Raw genomic sequence first — 20,397 nt, forward strand, 5'->3', positions numbered from 1 at the left:
TTACGCGAGCCCTGCGGTGATCGCACCGAGCGGGAGCAGCAGCGCCAGCAGGACGACCTCGATCGTGTCTCCCAGCGTCGTGATGCGCATCCGCGCGCGTTCGCTCAGCAGTGTGAGGCCGGAGACCAGCCCGGTGGCGATCAGCAGGCCAGCGAGCAGCATGGGGGCCTGCTCTCGATGCGAGAGGATCGCGGCCACACCGGTCACCGCGAGGATCGCGGTGCCGCCCGCGAGCAGCACGATGACGGAGGCGCGACGCGCCGACTGCCGGGACTGGAACATCAGGACGGCGCCGCAGATGAGGGTGAGCACCGTCCCGATCCAGCTGGAGCTCGCCACGACAGGGGTGGCCACGAGCACGGCGATCGCGAACGCGATGCGCAGGGCGACGAGCAGTCGGTGCCCGGCGTCGACTCGGGCGGCGACGCGTTCGGGGTCGACCGGGGGCGGCGGATCGAACATCTCGTTCTCGGTCATCGGCGAGATGACACGAATGCGGGTGCTGCTGAGCGTGAGCCAGGGGAGCGCCCCGGCGAGGAGCCCGGCACAGGCGACCATGATCGCGTACGGGCCAGACGGGTCGACGCCCGTGATGCCGACGATGCCGGCCGGTACGACGAGCGCGAGACCGAGCGCCACGGGGAGGAGCAGCATTTCAGCGGGTTTCGTCGCGAGCAGGAGCGCAGCTCCGCCGCCCACCATCAGCCCGAGCCCGGCTGCCGCGAGCGCGAACCCCCACAGGGGCTGGTTCTGCGCGATGAGATATCCGGTGAGACCGGCGAACGTCGCCGCAGCGAGGCCGAACCCGAGTCCGGCCTCGTGCTGGCGGATGCGGCACAGCGTGGCGGTCAGGGCGAGCAGCACGAGGGTGCCGACCCCGGCGATGATGGCCGGCAGGTACGACGTGGAGGGTTGCAGGGCGAGGAGGATCGCGCTGAGCGCGACGAGCGTCAGGCTGACGGCGGTGGCCGTGCGAGCGGCATCCTCCGGCCGCCAGGCCGTGTGATGGGCGCTGGTCGCATCGATCACGGCTTCGACGACATCGTCGTACCGGCGGGGGACCGCCACCAGCTGGCCCCGCGTGAGCGTGAGTATCTCGCCTTGGTCGACGCCCTGCGCGATCGCGCCGCGCGTGGGATCGAGCTCCGAGCCGTCGGCGCGTGTGAGACGGTAGCCGCCGTGCAGCAGCGTGGCGTCGAGTACCCCGAGACCGCGTGCGACGCCGGGCAGCACCTCCAGGAGGGGCAGGCGGCCGGGTATCGCGAGGTCGACTCGGCGCTCAGCGTGCACGACCGATAGCCGCACTACGGCGCTCGTGTCGGTCGCTTCTGCGCTCACGTACTGCCTCCCCATCCGAATGATCGGACTTTCCCCAGGTTCCAGCAAGCATCCTAGTGCGGATCGGGCCTCTCCGTCCCCTCGATCGCATTCCGCAGTGCGGCGCTACACTTGCTGGCGTGAGTCAGCCTGCGCCGCACCTGCGCCGGATCGCGCTCGATGCGGCGGGAGACCGGCATGATCTGGTGGTGCCTCAGAACGAGGCGCTCGCCGGAGCGCTCGCGGCGATCGGCGTGCACCTCGGGGCGGGGGAGCAGGTACTCGGCCCGGACGGCTCCGTCGTCGACACCGCCACCAGCGTTCGCGACCTCCGCGAGGGCGGGCTCTACGCTGTGGCCGGCGCGGCCGGTTCCGCCGCCGCGCGTTCAGGCGCTTCCGACCGCACTGCGAACGTCAGCTCGCTGCCGTGGGCTCTGACCGGGTTCGGCCTTGCCGGAGCCGCGCTGGTGACCGCGGCCCCTGAATCGCGATGGCCGACGGTGATCGTGCTCGCGCTCGCCGCCGTCGCGGCTCTGGCGTCGAGTTCGTTCGAGCGCCGAGGGCGCGGCGCGGCGTTCGCCGCTGCACTCGTGCTCGCCGGGATCTCCGCCGCGATCGCCGTGTGGCCGAGCGTCGCGGGCACGCCTGGTCTTGCCATCGCGGTCGGCGCGGCGAGCGTCTCAGTGCTCGCCGCCATGCTCGGATTCGTGGCGAGTGCGCCACTGCTCCGCGCCGCGGCGACGCCGATCGTGGTGATCTCCGCACTCTTCGCAGCGCTCGCGATGGTCAGCCCTGCGCTCGGCTGGTCGCCCGCGCAGCTGCTCATCGTCGCCGCTGCCGCTGCCGCGGTCGGAGTTCGCGCCGCGCCGAGCCTGCTGGTGGGCGTTGATCCGGGCTACCACATCGACTACGGGCGCTTCATGGTGCTGCGGTGGACCGTGCGCGGCCGGGTACCCGAGTACATCGAGCGCGTCGACGAGAGCCGCGTGCGCGACCTCGTCGACGCCGCCGAGGCGCGTCTCGCCTCGACCGTCGTCTCCCTGTCGGTCATCGCAGCTGCGGGCATTCCTGCAGCTGTCGTGCCGTTCCGGAGCGGTGATCTGGTCCAAGTGATCTCGGCCGCGGTATTCGTCATGTGGATGGTGCTCGGTCTGCTCCTCACCTCCCGCCGAACGGCCGCGAACATTCTGCGTGTACCGCCGCGCGTCGCCGTCGCGGTCGGACTCTCCGGGCTCGCCGTCGGAGTGGCGCCGATCGTCCCGGGCGTCATCGCCACTCTCGCCGCAGGCCTCGTGCTGGCGGCCGGGGTGATCGCGGCCGCCGTCATCCTGCCGCTCGCGCGAGGCGAGCGGTCGCTCGGCTGGTCGCGCGCGGGAGATATCGTGGACAGCATCGCGGTCGCCCTGGTGCTCCCCTCCGGAATACTGGCTGCCGGAACGTTGAACCTATTGCAGGGAGTGCTGGCCGCATGAACGATGGTGCACGCAGGCGCAGTCGTCGAGGATCCGCGCAGCCGACCCGCCCGTCCGCAGCGGCGCGCCCGCAGCCGACGCAGCCGCCCTCGTCGCCCGCTCAGCACTCCGTGCCCCAGCGCGCGCAGCATCCGCGGCCGCCGGTTCCGGGCGCGCCCGTCGGCGGCGCTGCGCAAGGTGCTCCCGCCAGGGGAGTGCCCGTCCAGGGCGCCCCGGCGCAGCGGGCCGCAGCGCAGCGCGCTACTGCCAGACGTGCCGCTGAGCGGCGCGCCGCCGGTCGGCCGGCCTCCGCTCAACGGTCGGAGATCGGCCGGGTGAGCGCGGCGCTCGCCCGCTCGCGGGCCTGGGCCCGCCCTGCCGGCCTGGGTGCCAGACTCGCCGCGTACTCGATCGATGCCGCGGTCTGCTTCATCCTGGCGGTCGCGGCCTGGCTGCTCACGGGCAGCCTCCTCGTTGGCGGCCTCGTGCTCGCCGAAGCCGCGATCATTCTGCTCGTCGTCGAAGCGCGGACCGGTGCGACGGTCGGCAATCTGGCGCTCCGTCAACGAACCGCGCGCGATGACGCGCCCTACTCTCCGGGCATGGCCAGGGGCCTCGTCCGCGGCCTGGTGCAGGGCGCGGGCAGCCTGGCCGCTTTCATCGGCGGCTGGGTCGTGGTCGCGACGAGCGCAGCGGATCCCGAGCGCATGGGACGCAGCCTCGCGGATCGCGCTGGGCGGACGCTGGTGGTCAAGGTTCCCTCAGCTGCGGAGCGCGAACTCTGGTCGAGGAACGCCGAGGCGTGGGCGCTCCAGGCGCCGGTGCGTCCCGTCGACGCGCCGCCCGGCCCCGGCACGATGGCGGGGGCGGATGGGCGGGCTCCAGAAGCGGCGATGCTCGCTCACCAGCAGGCCGTCGCCCCTCAGGCGCAGCTCGCGCACGTCGGGGGAGCGCCGATCGCGCAGCCGACGCCTCCGGTGACGGCGCCCCGTGCTCCGGCAGCGGCGACGGTCGCGAGCGCCGCAGCGCCGCCGCTGCCGCCAGGAGTGGTCGCCGTCGACGCACCGGTCGCGGCAGCGCCCGCTCCGCGCGAGGTGGGGACGCTGCTGCTGCTGAACTTCGACACGGGTCAGCGCGCGCAGTTGCGCATTCCGACGGTCGTGAATCTCGGGCGGCGGCCCGAGGCGAGCGATCCCGAAGACCAGCTCGTCGTCGTGGAGGATCCTGACGGGTCGGTCTCGAAAACCCATCTCCGTCTCGAATATCGCGGAGACAGTGTCTGGGTGTCGGATCTCGGGTCGACCAACGGATCGGAGATGGTCGATGACACGGGGGCGACGAGCGCCCTCGTGCGCGGGGCCCGGGTGCGACTCGAAGACGGTGCGAGCGTGCGCATGGGTCAGCGCAGCTTCACGGTCGCGACGATCACGGGTGAACTGTAGGTGACGGTTCGCCGACGGCGGCGGCGCGAAGCGGCTCCGTGGCTGGTCGGGCTGCGTTTCGGCGGAGTGCGAGATGCGGCTGCGGGGAATTGTTTCTTGGCGTCTGCGCCGAGTATCGCGTACCGTCTCTACTGGCGGCCTCGCTCAGAGCGAAGCGTCATCACGTCATGTGCTCCGCAACGGGGCCGAATCGTTGAGAAGGAGGAGTCGACATGGCTCAGACCATTTCCGCTGAAGAAGGGGCCCTGCGCAGAGGGCAGCAGGCTGTCGCCGAGGCGAAGTCGGGCATCGATCAGCAGACCAAGAAGGTGCGCGGTGATATCGAGCAGCTTCGCGGGTACTGGAAGGGTTCCGCCGCGGGCGCGTTCACGCAGCTCATGCAGCGCTGGGACGCCGAGACGGTGAAGCTCAACAACGTGCTCGTCGAGCTCGAGAACTCGCTGCGCGGCACCGAGCAGGATCAGTCAGCCACGGAGCAGGAGCACCAGCAGGCGATCTCGGGTCTCGGCGCAATGATGTCGGGCAACTAAGCACACACTGAACACTTTCCAGGGGGGAACGAAACAACATGAGCATGCAGTCAATGTCTGTGCAGACGGCACAGGTGAGCGCACTTGCCGCCGAGATTCGCACCGGATCACAGGGGATCCGCTCGGAGATCGAGCGTCTCGAGTCCGAGGTGGCGAAGCTCCGCGGAGCATGGAGCGGTGAAGCCCAGGGCTCCTACGACATCGCGCAGCGCAAGTGGACGCAATCGCTGAACGAGCTGCAGGCGCTCCTCGAGCGCATCTCGGGAAGCACCGAGCAGATCGCCCAGACCTACGACGCCAGCGACGCGCGCAACGCCGGGCGCTTCGCCGGCTGATCTTTCCGGCCTGACACGGGTGTGAGGAGTCGCGGACGGAGATTCGCGAGCCTCACACCCCAGACGTCGTTGGCCGGCGGGACGCCGAGCACGAGGAATCACCATGTCGAGTGATTGCATAAGTTACGATCCCTCCGCAATGGAAGCTGCGATCGCGAACATCGCCGAGTGCGAGAACGCGTTGCAGCGGACTGTGGAGTACGCCCGCGAATACTGTTCGCTCGAGGGTGCCTTCGGGCTGCTGCTGCAGCCCCTCCAACCCATTCACAATGGCGCGCGCGACGCCGTCATGAACAACCTGCAGGCCCTCGGCGACACCCTCGCCGTGACCTCGCAGAGCGTCCGCGATGCGCTCGAGGACATGGGCAACTGCGAGCAGCACGTGATCGACATCTGCCAGTGCCACGAGGGTGAACTCGACACGGTCTGCCCGACCGAGCCCGGCGGTGAGCAACCGGCGCCTGCTCCGGCACCCGCACCGGCACCCGCTCCCGCTCCTGCTCCCGGCGGCGGATCGCCCGGTGGCGGCGGATCGCCCGGAGGCGGCGGATCGCCCGGTGGCGGCGGATCGCCGGGCGGTGGCGGGGCTCCCGTGGCGACGCCCGAAGTGGAAACGCCGGAGCTGCCAGAACCGCCGACGCCGGGCGATGGTGAGTCCGACGATGAGTCGCCCCACGATGAAGACGGCGACAACGCCCAAGGCGAGCGCCCAGACGGGCATCCGGAGGGCTGCTGCTGCGAGGCGTGCAACGCGTTCCATCCGAGCGGATGCCACTGCGGCGTGTGCGAGGGGCACCCGGTCGGGTGCCGCTGCGCGCCGTGCGATATGCATCCGGGCGGGTGCCAGTGCGCGGCCTGCGCCATGGACGAGACCCAGGTGGGCTGCCCCCCGGAGTGCTCCGGCTGCCAAGACGGCGTCGCGCATGTGCCCGAGTGGGTGCGCGAGCTGTTCTTCGGCGATCGCGAGCCCTCCCCTCAGGAGCTCGCGGACCTGCAGGAGCTGTGGGAGAACCGGGAGCCGGTCACTCCGGTGCGTCCCGGTACGGATGACGTGCGGCTCGTCGACGCCTCGCTGGAAACGCAGCCCGGCACGTCGTCGAAGACGGGGATCGCCTTCGATCTCGACGCGCTGATCACGGCCGCGTATTCCGATGCGCCCACTGTGGTGACCGATCGCACGGAGGTAACGGTATGAATGCGTACGCTCCACCGCTCGGCATCGACACGGTGCTGACGCCGCCGACGCCCGCGACGGTGCTCGAACAGACCATGTGGCGCGTCGAGCACCAGAGCGCATCTGGTCTCGGCATGATCGACACGGTCGTCAGCCTGCTCGTCGGGTTCAGCCCGCTCGAGGAATGGGTGCACAAGCCCTTCGTGGGCGATTGGCGCTCGATGGAACTCGCAGCCGAGGCCTGGCCGCGGTGCGGACAGGCGGTACAGCTCATCAACGAGCGCGTGTCGTCGTTCGGCGAATTCGTCACCGATGACTGGCAGGGCGAAGCCGCCTACGAATTCGGACGCTGTCACGAGCGCCTCGGCGAGCTGCTCGACGGGTTGCCGCAGCAGTGCGAGCAAGCCGGTGTCATGGATCAGCAGCTGGCGAACTTCGCCCGCGGCATCCTGGAATTCATCAACGAGGTGATCTCGGGAATCGTGTCGTTCGGGCTCGACCTCCTGTCGATCATCGCCGTGCCCGTTCTCGGTCAGATCAACGCCGCGAAGGTGCTCGCGATCGCCATCCCGATCGTCGCCGGCTGGGTCATCGAGGTCATCGACCTCTTCAACGAATTCCTGGGATTCATCGAGGCGGTCATCGCGATTCACACGGGCATCGCGAATCTGCTCGGCGGCGTGCGAAGCGCGTTGTCCGGTCTGACGGCGGCCGCATCGATCGGTCTCGCGGTCTACGAGACCGTGAGCTCGGTCGTGGGCGGCGTGCGAGACATCAGAACGATCAGCGGCGGCTCGGGGGGTGCTGGCGGCGGCGCTGGCGGCTCGGGGGCTGGCGGCTCAGGCTCCGGCTCGCAGCCGTGAACGTGATCGTCACTACGCAGGACCAGGAGACGCAGGGATGACGAGAGATCCAGCAGAGGCCATCGCGCAGCTGCAAGCCGCGACGGCGCAGCTCGACGCGCGCACTCGCGCGATGGCCGCGGCGCGCGAGCAGCGCGAGGCGGCACGTCGGGACGAGGCCGTGAAAACGGCTGAGGCGCGCCGTCGTGGTGAGCACGGTCGTGATTGGCAGATCTTGCAGCAGCGCATCGACCTCGGTCAGACGAGTGAGTTCGCCGTACTGCAGGGCCTCGACCTCTCGACCGAGGCGCGGGCGGTGCGCACGGCGATGGGCAAGACGTTGGGCGAGCTCGAGGATGCTGCGGAAGAGGAGCACGAGGGGCCGGTGCCGCTCACGCCAGAGATGGTCGAGGCTCAGCAGCGTCTCGTCGAGACGCTCCAGCGGTTGAGAGAGTCGACGAGGGCGAGCGGACTGCAGTGATGTGCACGGGGGAGAACAGGGAGACAGGGTCATGAGCGAAAAACGGATCGGCCTGGCCGACGGCTTTGAAGACCTGCTCGGTACGCTCCGCGCGACCCAGGGCGACTACCCGAACGGCGCGGAGATGGCGTCGGTGAGCGGCGCGAGCGCGGGGCTCGGTCGTCACTATTTCTCCGCACTTGAAAAGGGTGGAACGCAGATCTACCTCGAGATCAAGAAATTGGACGACGAGCTGCAGCGAATCCAGGAAGCCATGAAGCTGGCGATCGAGGAGCAGCGAGCTGTCGATGCAGAAGCCGCCGACACGTTGAACGCGCTGCTGGCAGAGGTCGAGGGCCTGAATCACGATGTTGCGGGGTCGGATCCGGCTGCTCAAGCGCCGAAGACCTTGCAGCCGCCCTCAGGCCGCGCCAAAGACCCCTCGGGATCCAACTCCGGTACGGAGTGGATGCTGTGATCAGGCGTGGAATCGGACTTTCCAGCGGCGCCTTCGTGCTCGCCTCGGCCGTGATGCTGATGACCCATGCGTCACCTGCGGCGGCCCAGACTGTGGAGCCCGGCGAGCGCCCCGCGCTGCTCTGGAATACCGAGCAATGGCTCGATTACGCTGCGCTGCAGGAGGACGGGGTCACTGGCGAGGGCGTCACCATCGCCGTGATCGATGAGGCCATCAACACCGAGGTACCGGAGCTGGCGGGGGCCGACGTGGAGGTGCGCGGCACCACATGCGTCGATGCCGGAACCGGTGAGCCCGCGCAGATCGAGTCGACGGACCCGGAGATCTCGGAGCACGGGACGAACGTCGTGTCGATGCTCGTGGGGTCTGGGACGGCGGAGGACGGCGGGCCGGGAGCCACCGGAATCGCCCCGGACGCTTCCGTCTGGTTCTACGGCGTCGGCGACATCGAAGGAATCGACACGTGCGAACTTCAGGATCCGACCCGCGCCGACGGTGATGTCGACCTCGCGCGCGACATCCGTCCGGGAGTCGGGACGGAGATCTACGAGAATCCGAGCGCTGAGGGCGACGCGACCGCCCTCGCCGCGCGTGCGGCGATCCGCGACGGCGCCGACATCGTGTCGGTGTCGGTGCTCAGCGGACTCGGCGACTGGGATCAGGTGCTGATCGAAGCCCAGGCCCAGGGCGTCGCCGTGGTGACGGGCACGCCCAACCCGGATACCGAACTCGGATTCATCGGTGGCCCGTGGCTGACGAACGGCGCCGTACCCGTGAGCGCGATCGACTCGCAGGGTGAACTGCTCACCAGCCCGGCGACCGGTGACCGGGGCTCGGGGTCGTTGAATCTCGCCTTCGCCGTGCCGGGCGCGGGGCTCCTCGGGGTCGGCGACGCGACGGCGTGGGGGCCGACGCGGATCGACGGCTCCTCGTACTCGGCGCCGATCCTTGCCGGCTCGCTCGCGCTCATGGTGCAGAAGTACCCCGGCACTTCGGTGTTCCAGGCGCTGCAGGCGATGGTGCGCACGACCGGTGCCGGCGGCGAGCACGATGCGGTCTGGAACGACATCTATCTCGGGTACGGATACGCGAATCCGAAGAGCAGTCTCGAGCTGGACCCGAGCGCGTTCCCCGACGAGAACCCGCTGTTCGTCAGCGACATCGCCGACTCGAGATGCGCAGCCCCGGACGGTGAGGCCGGCGTTGTGGAGGACGGCGGCGTGTGGAAGTGCGAGTGGTCGACCGGACCGTACCCTCCGCAGTTCGAGGCGTATCAAGCGGTGGTGAACGATGGCGCACAGGTGCTGACGGATGCCGGTGAGATGGTCGATTCCGTCTATGCGCAATCCGGAGAGACGACGGATGATGCCACGGGCACCCCCCTGTGGGTCTGGATCGCCGTTGGGGCGGGAGTGATCGTACTCGTGCTCATCGCCGTCGCAGTCGTCGTCACGAGAACACGGCCGCGTGCGGCAAACAGTCATCAGACCGTAGGAGGCGGACAGTGAGTGCTGAGGAAGAACTTCAGAATCTGGCGTCCGGGGCTACCTGGCGCCTGGACAAGCTCTCTTGGATGCAGGACTCGGTGCAGAACATCAAGGCGCGTACGCAGCGCGTGCGCGAGTCGATCGAGAACGGCGAATGGTCGGGCACGTCGGCAGGAGTGGCAGCCGCCCACCTGCAGGCGATGGAGATGACCCTCGCCAACGCCCGTTCGTGGCTGGATCGCATCGACAAGACCATCCCCCAACACAGCGAGATGATTCGGCAGCAGGCGCAGAGTGAACTCGATGCGCTTCCCATGGGGGGATTGCCGTCCACTGTCCGCGATGCGATCGATCGCGGACAGCCGGAAGCGATGACCCCGTACGGACTCATCGGGCTCGGAACCGGACCAGTGGGACTCGCCGTGGCGAGCGCATTCTTCCAGGAGCGCCGGGAGGAGGAAGCGCAGAAGGCGCTGAATCGGATGAGGACCTTCCTCACTGATCGCTCCGACGAGCTCGACCGCACGATCCGCACCGGTTTCGACCGCGTCGAGCCCAACGATCCGAACGTGAATGATCAGCTCACCGGCGACAGCGACGGCACCTCGTCTCCGGTCACGGGAGGCCCTGGCCCGAGTGTGCCGCCGCCGGTCGGCCGAAATCCGGGCGGAGGCGGTCCGACGGGTACCGGCCCCGGATCGGGCGGCGGCGGTTCGGGCGACGTTGGGGGACCGGTTGATTCGACCGGACCGAATGGCCCGGACGGTCCGGACGGTCCGGACGGTCCGAACGACCCCACGCTCCCGCAGCCACTCGACCCCGACTGGCCGCCGGTGATCACGGACCCACCGCCCTTCGACCCCGACGGGCCGGGTTCTGATGGCCCCGGCGGCCCGGAGGATCCGAATTGGACCGATACCGGGCAGCGCCCGAGCGTCGACAGCAACCTCGACGGGTCGGCGGTGCGCAGCGGTCTCGGGGCAGCCGGGCTCGGCGCGGCCGGTCTCGCGGCGGGAGCGAAGCTGGCGGGCGCGGGCGGCGGCAACTCCGGCTTCGGCATGGGCCTCGGCGCGGTCGGCCCCGGAGGGCTCGGCGCGGCTCCCGCCGGGGCAGGCCTGACCGGCGGCGGCGGCGGTCTGCGCGGTGCGGCGGCGGCGGCGGGTGCCGGAGGATCGGGTGGCGGATCCGGCGCATCGTCGAACACCGCCGGCTCGGGCCGCGGCGCGCGCCCTGGAGGCATGATGATGGGCGGCGGCGCCGGCGGCGGCGCTGAGAAGAAGTCGGCCCGGTCTGGATTGGGCGGGTACATCGCTCCCAAGCTCGAGGACGAGGGCGACGGCGGACCGGCAGCACGTGCCTCGCGCGCCGGCGGCCGCACCCCGGAGAGCGACGGCAGCTGAGGGGAACGCGGGTAGCTCGGCCTACTGGCCCGCGACCCAGAGCTGCCAGTTCTCGGCCGAGAGCGCAGCGGAGGATGCCGCGGCGACCTCGGAGATGGGTCGGCCCTCGGTGACCGAGTCGACCGCGAGCGCCCACGGGTCGCCGCCGTTCTCAGCGACGAAGAGATAGTACGATCCGGCTGCGTCGTAGGCTTCGAGCGCCCCGGCCTCCTGGTAGATGCGCTCGTCGGAGAACACGTCGACGCCCAGCGACGCCACCGCGGCTTTCAGCTCCGGATAGGCGATGAACTGCGCGGCGCCGGAGGCGTACTCGGCATACCGGGCGAAGCCCTCGAGCGCCGCCGTCGAGGTCGCCCAGCTCTGGGACGGCGCCGCCGTGTAGTGGATCGCATGGGCGAATTCGTGGATGAAGACCGCGCGCCGGTCGAAGTCGGCACCGGGCCCCAGTACGACGGTCGTGCCGCCGGTCGCCTGACCGGTCGCGATGCTCGGGTCGATGATCTCCGAGCCCTGGGGGCGGTAGCTCGACCGGGCGAACCCGGCGGCGTCGATCTCGCCCTCCGGTTTCTCCAAGTTTCCGTACCGCCACCGCTCGAGACGTTCATTGCTCGCCGTGATGCCCGAGGTGAAACCGGTTTGCGGCACGTCACCGCCCATGCGCGTGGCGAGTTCGAGGGTCGTCACTGCCGCCTCTTCGGCTTCATCGATGGTGCGCGTCACCAACTCTCGCTCGTCCTCCAGTGCGAACAGCACGACGTGGTCGCGTCGCTCGACGTAGATCTTGCCGTCGTCCCAGGGCTGGATCACGTCGCGCGGCACGAAAGAGGTGATGCGCAGCGAATCGCCGCTGCCCGTCGTCGTGATGCGGTAATAGCTGCCCTGGGTGAGAATCAGCCCAGCGTCGGCCGCCCCGCTCCCGCGCATTTCGTTCGCAGGGAAGCCGAGGTCGACGCCGATGTTGACCAGCTGGGACCCATCGGCGTCGGTGTTCGGGGCGATGAAACCCGTGGTCCAGCCGAGTGCAGACAGGTTGTCCCACCACAGCGCCAGCTGCGCCTGCGCGTCACCCTCCGCATACGAGAGGAACAGCTCTCGATCGTGCTGCTGCAGGGCCTCGTTCATGTCGAACCACGCCTGATCGTAGCTGCTCGTCTCAGCGTTGTAGTCCTCCTCGACCCAGGCTGGGGTCGTGTCGCCAGCCGGCACCGCCGCTGCCTGCCCCACCGGGTACGGGGTGGGCCAGTTCAGGGCGGCGACCGAACCTGCGACGCCGAGGCAGAGCACGGTCGCCGCGATGACGATCAGCTGGGCCAGTCTCGCCCGGCGGTTTCTTCGACGCGGCTGCGTCGCAACGTCGCCGGTTTCGCGGGAGGCACCCGCGCTGCTCGTGTCTGCGCTCATCCGCCCGCCACCTCTGCGACCTGGATGAACCGGAGCGTCTGGCCCTGCACGCCTGCGCCACCGCTCGGGGTAGCCGCGATTGTGAAGACGTACTGCGTATCGCCCATCGTGATCGGGTATTGGGAGAGCGGTGGCAGCGTGTCGTAGCCGACCTCCGCTCCCATGACGTCGTCGGGGATCGTGCTGAACTCGTTCATCACCGGAAACTTCGCAGCAACCGCCTGCGGGTCGAGGTCGTCGGGGCGCAGTCGGGCGTCCCCCTGTCGCACCAGGCACGAGCTGCTGAGCATGCCGTCCTGACGCGAGAGCTGAGACATCTCCAGAATCATCGATTTCGGGTCGGCGCAGACGCTCTCGTCGCTCCCGGTGCCGGCATCGGAGAACGTGGTCTCGAATTCGTCGCCTGCGATGTCGAAGTCGATGGTCGATCCGGCCGCGATCCCCGCCACGCGCCAGGGGCCGACGGCCGAGGGCGCGCGCGATGCATCAGAGGCGCTCGGCTCGTCGTCTCCGTCGTAGTAGAAGGGGCGGGTGAGCCAGAGGGCCTGCGTGAGTTCTGAGGTGAACGACTCGCCATCGACCGTGTAGTCATAGGTGAGACCGACGGGAACGGACACAGTGTCCGCAGTCTGCGGTTCGCCGGTGAGGTAACTGGACCCGGCGTTCGCATAGACGAAATCGCCGGGGTCGTATCGGTAGTCCAGGGTGAGGCCGAGCTGCTCTGCTGAGGCGATATCTCCGTAGAGCGGGGTGGCGCTGTCGTCGGTCTCGGGATGCAGCGCTGGGTCGGCTGCGTCGCGCCACGCCGGATCACCCGTCGTCGCAGCGGCGAGGAACTTCTCGACGGCCGCCGCCGCGCCGCCCTCGAGTGCGTGCGCCTTGGCGCCCGCGAGCCAGGCGAGCGCCGGAACCGTCGCGATGACCAGCAGAGCGCACACGATGAGCGTGACGATCGTGCCCGTCGTCCAAGCCCGCTCGTGGGGCGGTCTGCGAGCCCGCGCGTATGCGGGCCGGACATACGGGTGCGCCGGGTCGGCCTGGGGCGCCGGCGTCGAAGCCGGGGCGAGGTGACCGGTCCAGCCCGATCCGTCCCAGTAGCGCAGCATGCCGCTGCCGGCCGGATCCGGGTACCACGCGGCCGGCGGCGTCGCGGCCGTTCCCTCAGCGAGCTCCACCGAAGTATCCCTTCATGCACGTTTCTCATCAGCGTCGACGCTCACGTCGACCGCGGATCGGGGCGCTGCGCCGATGACCCGCTCCTGTCCGAGAGCTTAATCGTTCCCGAGGTGGCGCGACGGGGGAAAAGGGCTGCATCCGCGTCGGGAGCCGTTGGTAGTCTGAACCGGTGGCAGCACCAGGGAACAGCCGGGCCGAACACCGGCTCGAAGGAGCACATCGATGAGCAGTCGACTCGCGCCGCCGCGCGTGCCCTCCGGCAGCGTCAATCTGCAGGCGCCCCCCGAGATCGAACCCTCCGAGGGAGGCAGCAGTCTGCTGACCTCGGCGCTTCCGATGCTCGGCAGCGTGGGCGCGATCATCATGGTCTCCGTGAGCAACGCCGGTCCGACGGGCTGGATCACCGGTGGAATGTTCCTCATCTCGGCGCTCGGGTTCGTCTTCGTGAACGGCTGGCGGCAGCGGGCGACGCGGCAGGCATCGATTCTGAGCTCGCGCCGCGAGTATCTCGCGTACCTCACCGATCTGCGCGACACCGTGCGCACCGCGGCGAAAGCGCAGCGCCGCGAGCGCAACTGGCGCTACCCCGCCCCTGAGACGCTGAGCTATCTGGTCGAAGACGGTACCAGGGTGTGGGAGCGCGGCGCTGCAGACGACGACTTCCTCACGGTGCGCGTCGGAACCTGCGAACAGCCGCTCGCGCTCACGCTGGTCGCCCCAGAGCTGCCTCCGATCGCAGATCTCGATCCGGTGGCGACGACGGCGGCGCACCGCTTTCTCGCAACGCATGAGACCCAACCGGACCTGCCCACCTATGTGCGCGTCTCGCATTACCGGAGCGTGCAGCTCGTCGGCGACGACGTCGAACGCATCCGGGGCCTGGCTCGGGGCATGATCTGCCACCTCGCAGCGCTGCACAGTCCCGACGACCTGCAGATCGTCATCGCTGCCGGCCCCGAATCGCTCCCGCAGTGGGAATGGGCGAAGTGGTTGCCGCATGCGCAGTCCACCCGACTCAGGGACTCGCTCGGCCCGGCTCGAATGATCGGCTCGGATCTCGACACCCTGCTCCGCATGCTCCCGGCGGATCTGCGCGAACGCCCGCGATTCTCGGCAGGCGGGGGCTCGCCCTCCAGCGGCCCGCACCTCCTCGTCGTCGTCGACGGCGCCACCGTGCCGCCCAGTGACTCGGTATTCGCCGGTGGCCTGCAAGGAATCACCGTGCTCGACCTGCCGAGCGCTTGGGACGACAACGACGATGCGTACACCGCACGGGTCTACATCGGCTCCGGCACTGCAGAGGTGGCAGAGGGGCGCACGCAGGCGCAGACCATCGCGCCCGACGACATGAGCCTGGTCGAGGCGGAAGCGGTTGCGCGCCGTCTCGCACCGCTGCACCGAGAAGGCGGCGGCGGGTCGGTATCCCGAGCGAGCAAGCGACAGCAGGAGCTGCTCGAGCTGCTGAGCCTGCCCGACGTCCGTGATCTCGACCTCGAGCAGCAGTGGCGGTATCTGCCCGAGCGAGACCGGCTGCGCGTGCCGATCGGGCAGGACACGAATGGCGCCCCGCTGATCCTCGACCTCAAGGAGTCCGCTTCGCAGGGCATGGGCCCGCACGGTCTGATCATCGGCGCCACGGGCTCGGGCAAGTCCGAAGTGCTGCGCACGCTCGTGCTCTCGCTCGCATTGACGCACTCGCCCGAGCAGCTCAACTTCGTGCTGGTGGACTTCAAGGGCGGTGCGACATTCGCAGGCATGGCCGACATGCCACACGTGTCGGCGATCATCACCAACCTGGGCGAGGAGATCAGCCTCGTCGACCGCATGCAGGACGCCCTGCAGGGCGAGATGACGCGGCGTCAGGAGCTTCTGCGCTCGGCGGGGAACTTCGTGAACGTCGGCGAATACGAGAAGGCGAGAAAGAACGGTCGCAGCGACCTGCCGCCGTTGCCCGCGCTGCTCATCGTCGCCGACGAGTTCTCCGAGCTGCTGAGCGCGAAGCCCGAGTTCATCGAATCGTTCGTCGCGATCGGCCGCTTGGGTCGTTCGCTGCACGTGCACCTGCTGCTCGCTTCGCAGCGACTCGAGGAGTCGCGCCTCAAGGGACTCGACACGCACCTCTCGTATCGCATAGGCCTGCGCACCTTCTCGGCGGCTGAGTCGCGCACCGTCATCGGCGTACCCGACGCGTATCACCTGCCGCAGGAGCCGGGCGGCGGTCTGCTCAAAGTCGGCAGCGATGACAACCTCACCCAGTTCCGCGCGGCCTATGTTTCCGGACCACCGCCCGCACGACGCGCGATCGCAGCAGACGATGCGTCGGCTGCGCCGGGCGCGGTGCGCATCACCCCGTTCACGGCGGCTGCGAAGCAGCTCACCGACCCCGCTGACGAGGCAGCGCGTCAGGCCGCCGAAGCCGAGCGTCGAGCCGAGGAGCTCGCAGCGGCAGAACCGGAGGAGACGCGCAGCACCTTCGAGCTGGCGGTCGCCCGGATGTCAGGCATCGGGCCGGCCGCGCACCAGGTGTGGCTGCCTCCGTTGGAGGAGCCGGCGACGCTCGACCAGCTGCTCGGAAAGCTCGCGGTCAGCTACGAGCTCGGCCTGCACGCTCCCCGCTGGCGCGAGCACCGCAGACTCACCGTTCCGGTCGGCATCGTCGACGTGCCGCTCTATCAGCGACGGGACGTGCTCACCCTCGACTTGTCGGGTGCCGCAGGGCACGTCGCGATCGTGGGTGCTCCGCTCTCCGGCAAGAGCACCGCGGCTCGGACGCTCGTCTCGGCGCTCGCGCTCACGCACACCCCGCACGAGGTGCAGGTGTTCGTCATCGACTTCGGCGGCAGCTTCGCCGGGCTGCGCAATCTCCCCCATCTCGCGGGCCTCGCCACGCGAGGCGAGCCGGAGGTGATCCGTCGCACGGTCGCCGAGGTCACGTCGCTCCTCAACGCACGAGAGGCATACTTCCGCGCGCACGGCATCGACTCGATCGATACGTACCGTGCACGGCGCGAGCAGGGAATCGTCGACGACGGCTACGGCGACATCTTCCTCGTCGTCGACGGGTGGGCGACGCTCCGAAGCGATTACGAGAATCTCGAGGCTCCCGTGCAGCAGCTGGCGGCCCGCGGTCTCAGCTTCGGCGTGCATATCGTGCTGACGGCGAGTCGCTGGCTCGACATCCGACCCAATGTCAAGGACCTCATGGGCGGGCGCATCGAGCTGCGACTCGGCGACGCCGCCGACTCCGAGGTCAACCGCCGTGCGGCGGCGAACGTATCGGCGTTGCCTGGTCGCGGCCTCGATCCCTCCGGCCTCCAGATGCTCACCGCCCTTCCCCGCATCGACACCGACACGGCAGCAGAGACCCTCGTCGACGGCGTTGACGACCTCGTCGCAAAGGTCAGCAGCGCCTGGCAGCGCGAGCAGGGCCCGAAACTGCGTCTGCTGCCGGAACGGCTGCCGCTCGACGAACTGCGGCAGCATCCGGCCGCGAACCCTCAGCAGTTGCTGCTCGGACTGGACGAGGCAGAACTCGCGCCGATCGGCATCGACCCCGCTCGCGAACAGCACCTGTTCTTGTACGGCGACTCGGGTTCGGGCAAGTCGTCGATGCTGCGCGGCATCGTGCACGAGATCACGCGTCGCTACGAGCCGGGCCAGGCCCGCATCTTCATGATCGACTACCGGCGCGCGCACCTCGGCGAGATTCCCGAGGACTACCTCGGGGCCTACCTGACGACCGCCGAGCAGGCCGCCGGTGCGGTGAACCAGCTCGTGGAGTTCTTCCGGGCGCGGCTTCCCGGACCCGACGTGACGGCAGACCAGCTGCGCAATCGCAGCTGGTGGACCGGGGCCGAAGGATATATTCTCATCGACGACTACGATCTGGTGGCCACGCAGCAGGGCAACCCAGCGGCACCGCTCGCGCAGCTCCTGGCCCAGGCCGGAGACCTCGGACTGCACGTCGTCGTGACGCGCCGTTCCGGCGGCGCGTCACGTGCCGCGTACGATCCGATCCTGCAGGGCATGACCGATCTCGGCGTCACCGGCATCCTGCTGAGCGGAAATCCCGAAGAGGGCCAGCTGATCGGAAAGGTCAAGGCGATTCCGAGCGCCCCGGGTCGCGCACAGGTCATCTCGCGGTCGCGCGGGTATCAGGTGGTGCAACTCGCGTACGCCCCGTCGTCGCAAGACGCCCCGCATGACGAGTCGTGATCGCCGGGATTCTCGAATGGGCCCCAGAACGGTACCCTGTCAGAGTTACCGCCGCGTCGCGCCCCGATCGCGAGGCTGCCGTGCCGATCGGCAGCCTGCCACATCGCCCAACGGAAAAGAGTGATTCATGGTCTACGAGAATTCGACGCAGCTCGGTGCTGGGTTCTTCCTCGTCTTCGGTGTCTGGTCGCTCGTCGGCCTCGCGGTCTACGTCTGGTACCTCTGGTCGCTTTCGCGACTCTTCCCCTACCTGGGACTGCCCTCCGGGTGGGGCTGGATCCCGCTCTGGAACCAGTGGCAGCTGATTCAGCGGGGCGGTCTCCCGGGCTGGCTCGCGCTGTTCATGATCGTTCCGGGTCTCAGCATCATCGTGCTCGTGGTCTCGATCATCGCGATTCACCGCATCAACACCGAGTTCGGCAAGGGCGCCGGTTTCACGGTGCTCGGAGCGTTCATCCCGCCGTTGTGGGCGACCCTCTTCTCAGCTCAGCTGCGGGATCGAGAGTTCGACGCAGCGGGATACGCCGCCGCCGGCTACCCCGCGGCTGATGGCTTCGGGGCCGATGGAGCCGGCTACGCCGGTGCTCCGGCGTACGGGACTGCCGGCTTCGCGCCGCAGCCCGCAGCGGGTCAGCACGATCCCAGTTGGCAGGGCCTGCCTCCGGTGCCGCAGCAGCCGGCGGTTGCGCAGGACCCGTGGGCCGCAGCCCCCGTGCCGGAACCTGCGAATGGCGGATGGCAGCAGCCCGCGCCCCCGCAGCCGGTGCAGAGCCAGCAGCCGGTGCAGCACCAGCAGCCCGTGCAGAGCCAGCAGGCAGGGTCGGGCGCGCAGCAGCCGGTCGTGAACAACTGGGGGTTCAGCAATACGACAGAAGGAGATTTCGAGCGTCTCGCGGCTGAGGGAGTCGCGCCGCGCGCGCCGCAGCCACTCGGCGGGGAAGCCCCTCCGCGCCCCTTCTCCTGGCCTGCCGTCGAAGACACCAACGTCGAGCACGAGTCCGGCCCGATGGTCCTTCCCGAGCCGTCAGCCGCAGTGCTGTCGCAGGCTCCCGAGAGCGACCAGCGAGCAGCGCCCGCTCCACCCCCAGTGCCCGCGCACCCTCCCGTGAGCCCGGGGGCGGTGCCGCTTCCGACGCCCGCCCCTGAGCCCGCTCCTGAGCCGTCGATCTTCGACCGTGGCGCTCCAGCCCAGCCGGCGGCCGAGCCCGCAGCCCAGCCGGCGGCCGAGCCCGCAGCCCAGCCGGCGGCCGAGCCAGTAGCGCAGCCGACGCCCGAGCCTGCTGCGCCGACTCCCGCCGCCTCCGTCGCTCCACCCACTGCTCCGGTCGCGGCATCGACGGCTCCGGCCACGACGCCGTCGGTGCCCGTTTCTGCCATGCCGCCGGTCGCGCCGCCTGTCGCGCCTCCGGTCGCCGCACCGGGCGGGCTCGACGAAGATCACACGGTCGTCGTGTCACGACGCTCGCGGTGGGCGCTCGAACTGCCCGGCGGCGAACTCCTCGAACTCGACGGCGACGACATCGTCATCGGTCGCAAGCCGGAGGCGCGTGAGGCGTCGTCGGTGCTGCAGATCACCGATCCGACGCGTACGACGTCGAAGTCGCATGCGCGCCTGCGCCGCGCAGGCGAGGACTGGTCGATCGAGGACCTCCAGTCGACCAATGGCGTCTCGCTCGTCGGCGCCGACGGAACCGCGATGCAGCTCGAACCGGGCCGGGTCGCTCCGGTGACGGAGCAGATGATCATCGGCACGCTCGAGGTGCGGTTGCGCCAGCTGTAGCAGGGGCAGCGGTGCGCCTCGGGTCCGGTGCGCCCGATGGGGCACTGCAACGCCCCGCACGGCGCCAGCAGCAAGCTGAGTGATTTGTCAGGAGTGACACGCTGACTCCACAGGCCGCCGGGCGTAGGGTGTCTTCTGTTGGGCTCAGCCGCCCTGCACGACCACATGGAGGTACGCGATATGAAGGTCATCAGCTACAACTTGCGGAAGAACCGCGCCCTCAGTGAGCTGGATGCGCTCACGGACGATCACGGCGTCGATGTGCTCTGCCTGCAAGAAGCTGAAGCCGTCGCGCTTCCCGCACGACTCGGGCACCTCTCACTCGTGCACGCGACCGAGCGCAACCGCCTCGGTCTTGCGATGTACGTGCGCGACGGGCGCTTCCACACGCGCTCCGCCCACACGTTCCAATTGAAGAAGTCACTGCACGACCGTCTGCTCGCCCCCGCTCACGAGCGCCTCCTGGGCGTGCGGATGCATGATTCGGAGTTGCAGCGCGACCTCGTCGTCGCCTCGTTCCACGCGGCCCCGCTCACGGCGCTCAACTCGCTGCGCCGGCATCAGATCCACGCCGCCCTCGCCGAGCTGCGCCACCTCGGGCCCGGTCTGCCGGCACTCATGGTCGGAGACTACAACTACCCGGTGTTCAAAGGACGCCTCGATACCGAGATGCGCGACACCGGCTACGAGCTGAGCCTCAGCGACAAGCGCACCTACACGCGCTACAAGATGTTCCGGGGCCACTTCGATTTCGCGACCTCGATGGGCCTCGACATCGACAGCGTGCGTACGCTCGACCGCGGCACGTCGGATCACCTTCCGATCATGGTGACCGCCTCGATGTCCGAGATCCCGGCGCTGCAGACCGCTGCCGCATAAGGCACCGCCTGCATCCTGCGACGCGACATT

At 69.3% G+C, this 20,397-nt stretch carries 16 protein-coding genes; 13 read left to right on the forward strand and 3 right to left on the reverse strand.

Annotated features, from left to right (window positions below; all coding sequences use genetic code 11):
* Positions 1 to 1,338 carry a type VII secretion integral membrane protein EccD gene (gene eccD / locus WFH23_RS00180; protein ID WP_336661203.1) on the reverse strand — a complete coding sequence of 446 codons (1,338 nt, stop codon included), beginning with the start codon at positions 1,336 to 1,338 and terminating at the stop codon, positions 1 to 3.
* A gap of 119 nt (positions 1,339 to 1,457) precedes the next feature.
* Between eccD and WFH23_RS00185 the strand changes: the two genes are divergently transcribed.
* The 10 genes from WFH23_RS00185 to WFH23_RS00230 all read left to right on the forward strand — a co-directional run bounded on the left by WFH23_RS00185 (position 1,458) and on the right by WFH23_RS00230 (position 10,916).
* Positions 1,458 to 2,789 carry a hypothetical protein gene (locus tag WFH23_RS00185; protein ID WP_336661204.1) on the forward strand — a complete coding sequence of 444 codons (1,332 nt, stop codon included), beginning with the start codon at positions 1,458 to 1,460 and terminating at the stop codon, positions 2,787 to 2,789.
* Complete coding sequence (locus WFH23_RS00190) at positions 2,786 to 4,210, forward strand: FHA domain-containing protein (RefSeq protein WP_336661205.1); 1,425 nt, start codon at positions 2,786 to 2,788, stop codon at positions 4,208 to 4,210. The genes WFH23_RS00185 and WFH23_RS00190 overlap by 4 nt, the downstream gene beginning before the upstream one ends.
* A gap of 212 nt (positions 4,211 to 4,422) precedes the next feature.
* Positions 4,423 to 4,740, forward strand: a complete 318-nt coding sequence (locus WFH23_RS00195) for a WXG100 family type VII secretion target (protein WP_090146683.1) — start codon at positions 4,423 to 4,425, stop codon at positions 4,738 to 4,740.
* A gap of 38 nt (positions 4,741 to 4,778) precedes the next feature.
* Positions 4,779 to 5,075, forward strand: a complete 297-nt coding sequence (locus tag WFH23_RS00200; RefSeq protein ID WP_336661206.1) for a WXG100 family type VII secretion target — start codon at positions 4,779 to 4,781, stop codon at positions 5,073 to 5,075.
* A gap of 139 nt (positions 5,076 to 5,214) precedes the next feature.
* On the forward strand, positions 5,215 to 6,270 hold the full coding sequence (locus tag WFH23_RS00205; RefSeq protein WP_336661207.1) for a hypothetical protein: 1,056 nt from the start codon (positions 5,215 to 5,217) through the stop codon (positions 6,268 to 6,270).
* Positions 6,267 to 7,112, forward strand: a complete 846-nt coding sequence (locus tag WFH23_RS00210; RefSeq protein WP_336661209.1) for a hypothetical protein — start codon at positions 6,267 to 6,269, stop codon at positions 7,110 to 7,112. Before WFH23_RS00205 ends, WFH23_RS00210 begins: the two co-directional genes overlap by 4 nt.
* Positions 7,113 to 7,149: 37 nt before the next feature.
* Positions 7,150 to 7,572 (forward strand): hypothetical protein, encoded by a 423-nt coding sequence (locus WFH23_RS00215; RefSeq protein WP_090146691.1) that lies wholly within the window; start codon positions 7,150 to 7,152, stop codon positions 7,570 to 7,572.
* 31 nt (positions 7,573 to 7,603) lie between these two features.
* Positions 7,604 to 8,029 carry a hypothetical protein gene (locus WFH23_RS00220; RefSeq protein ID WP_336661210.1) on the forward strand — a complete coding sequence of 142 codons (426 nt, stop codon included), beginning with the start codon at positions 7,604 to 7,606 and terminating at the stop codon, positions 8,027 to 8,029.
* Entirely contained in the window at positions 8,026 to 9,537 is a 1,512-nt protein-coding gene (locus WFH23_RS00225; protein WP_336661211.1) for a S8/S53 family peptidase, read from the forward strand. Before WFH23_RS00220 ends, WFH23_RS00225 begins: the two co-directional genes overlap by 4 nt.
* Positions 9,534 to 10,916: a hypothetical protein gene (locus tag WFH23_RS00230; RefSeq protein ID WP_336661212.1), complete on the forward strand. Its 1,383-nt coding sequence runs from the start codon at positions 9,534 to 9,536 to the stop codon at positions 10,914 to 10,916. Before WFH23_RS00225 ends, WFH23_RS00230 begins: the two co-directional genes overlap by 4 nt.
* 21 nt (positions 10,917 to 10,937) lie before the next feature.
* On the opposite strand, the gene WFH23_RS00235 is transcribed toward WFH23_RS00230, so the two are convergent.
* Both WFH23_RS00235 and WFH23_RS00240 read right to left on the reverse strand, forming a co-directional pair.
* A complete protein-coding gene (locus WFH23_RS00235) occupies positions 10,938 to 12,317 on the reverse strand; it encodes a hypothetical protein (RefSeq protein ID WP_336661213.1) in 1,380 nt (459 codons plus the stop codon).
* The gene (locus tag WFH23_RS00240; RefSeq protein WP_336661214.1) at positions 12,314 to 13,492 is read right to left on the reverse strand and encodes a DUF2510 domain-containing protein; all 1,179 of its coding nucleotides are present in this window, start codon (positions 13,490 to 13,492) and stop codon (positions 12,314 to 12,316) included. Before WFH23_RS00240 ends, WFH23_RS00235 begins: the two co-directional genes overlap by 4 nt.
* 223 nt (positions 13,493 to 13,715) lie before the next feature.
* Here WFH23_RS00240 and eccCa point away from each other — a divergent pair, with 223 nt between their 5' ends.
* From eccCa to WFH23_RS00255, 3 genes are all read left to right on the forward strand, one after another.
* Entirely contained in the window at positions 13,716 to 17,708 is a 3,993-nt protein-coding gene (gene eccCa, locus WFH23_RS00245; RefSeq protein WP_336661215.1) for a type VII secretion protein EccCa, read from the forward strand.
* A 127-nt stretch (positions 17,709 to 17,835) separates the two neighbouring features.
* A complete protein-coding gene (locus WFH23_RS00250) occupies positions 17,836 to 19,488 on the forward strand; it encodes a DUF5684 domain-containing protein (RefSeq protein WP_336661216.1) in 1,653 nt (550 codons plus the stop codon).
* Positions 19,489 to 19,668: 180 nt separating this feature from the next.
* A complete protein-coding gene (locus tag WFH23_RS00255; protein WP_090146703.1) occupies positions 19,669 to 20,367 on the forward strand; it encodes an endonuclease/exonuclease/phosphatase family protein in 699 nt (232 codons plus the stop codon).
* Positions 20,368 to 20,397 lie beyond the last annotated feature (30 nt).

Source organism: Leucobacter sp. USHLN154 (assembly GCF_037145595.1).
Taxonomy (GTDB): Bacteria; Actinomycetota; Actinomycetes; order Actinomycetales; family Microbacteriaceae; genus Leucobacter; species Leucobacter alluvii.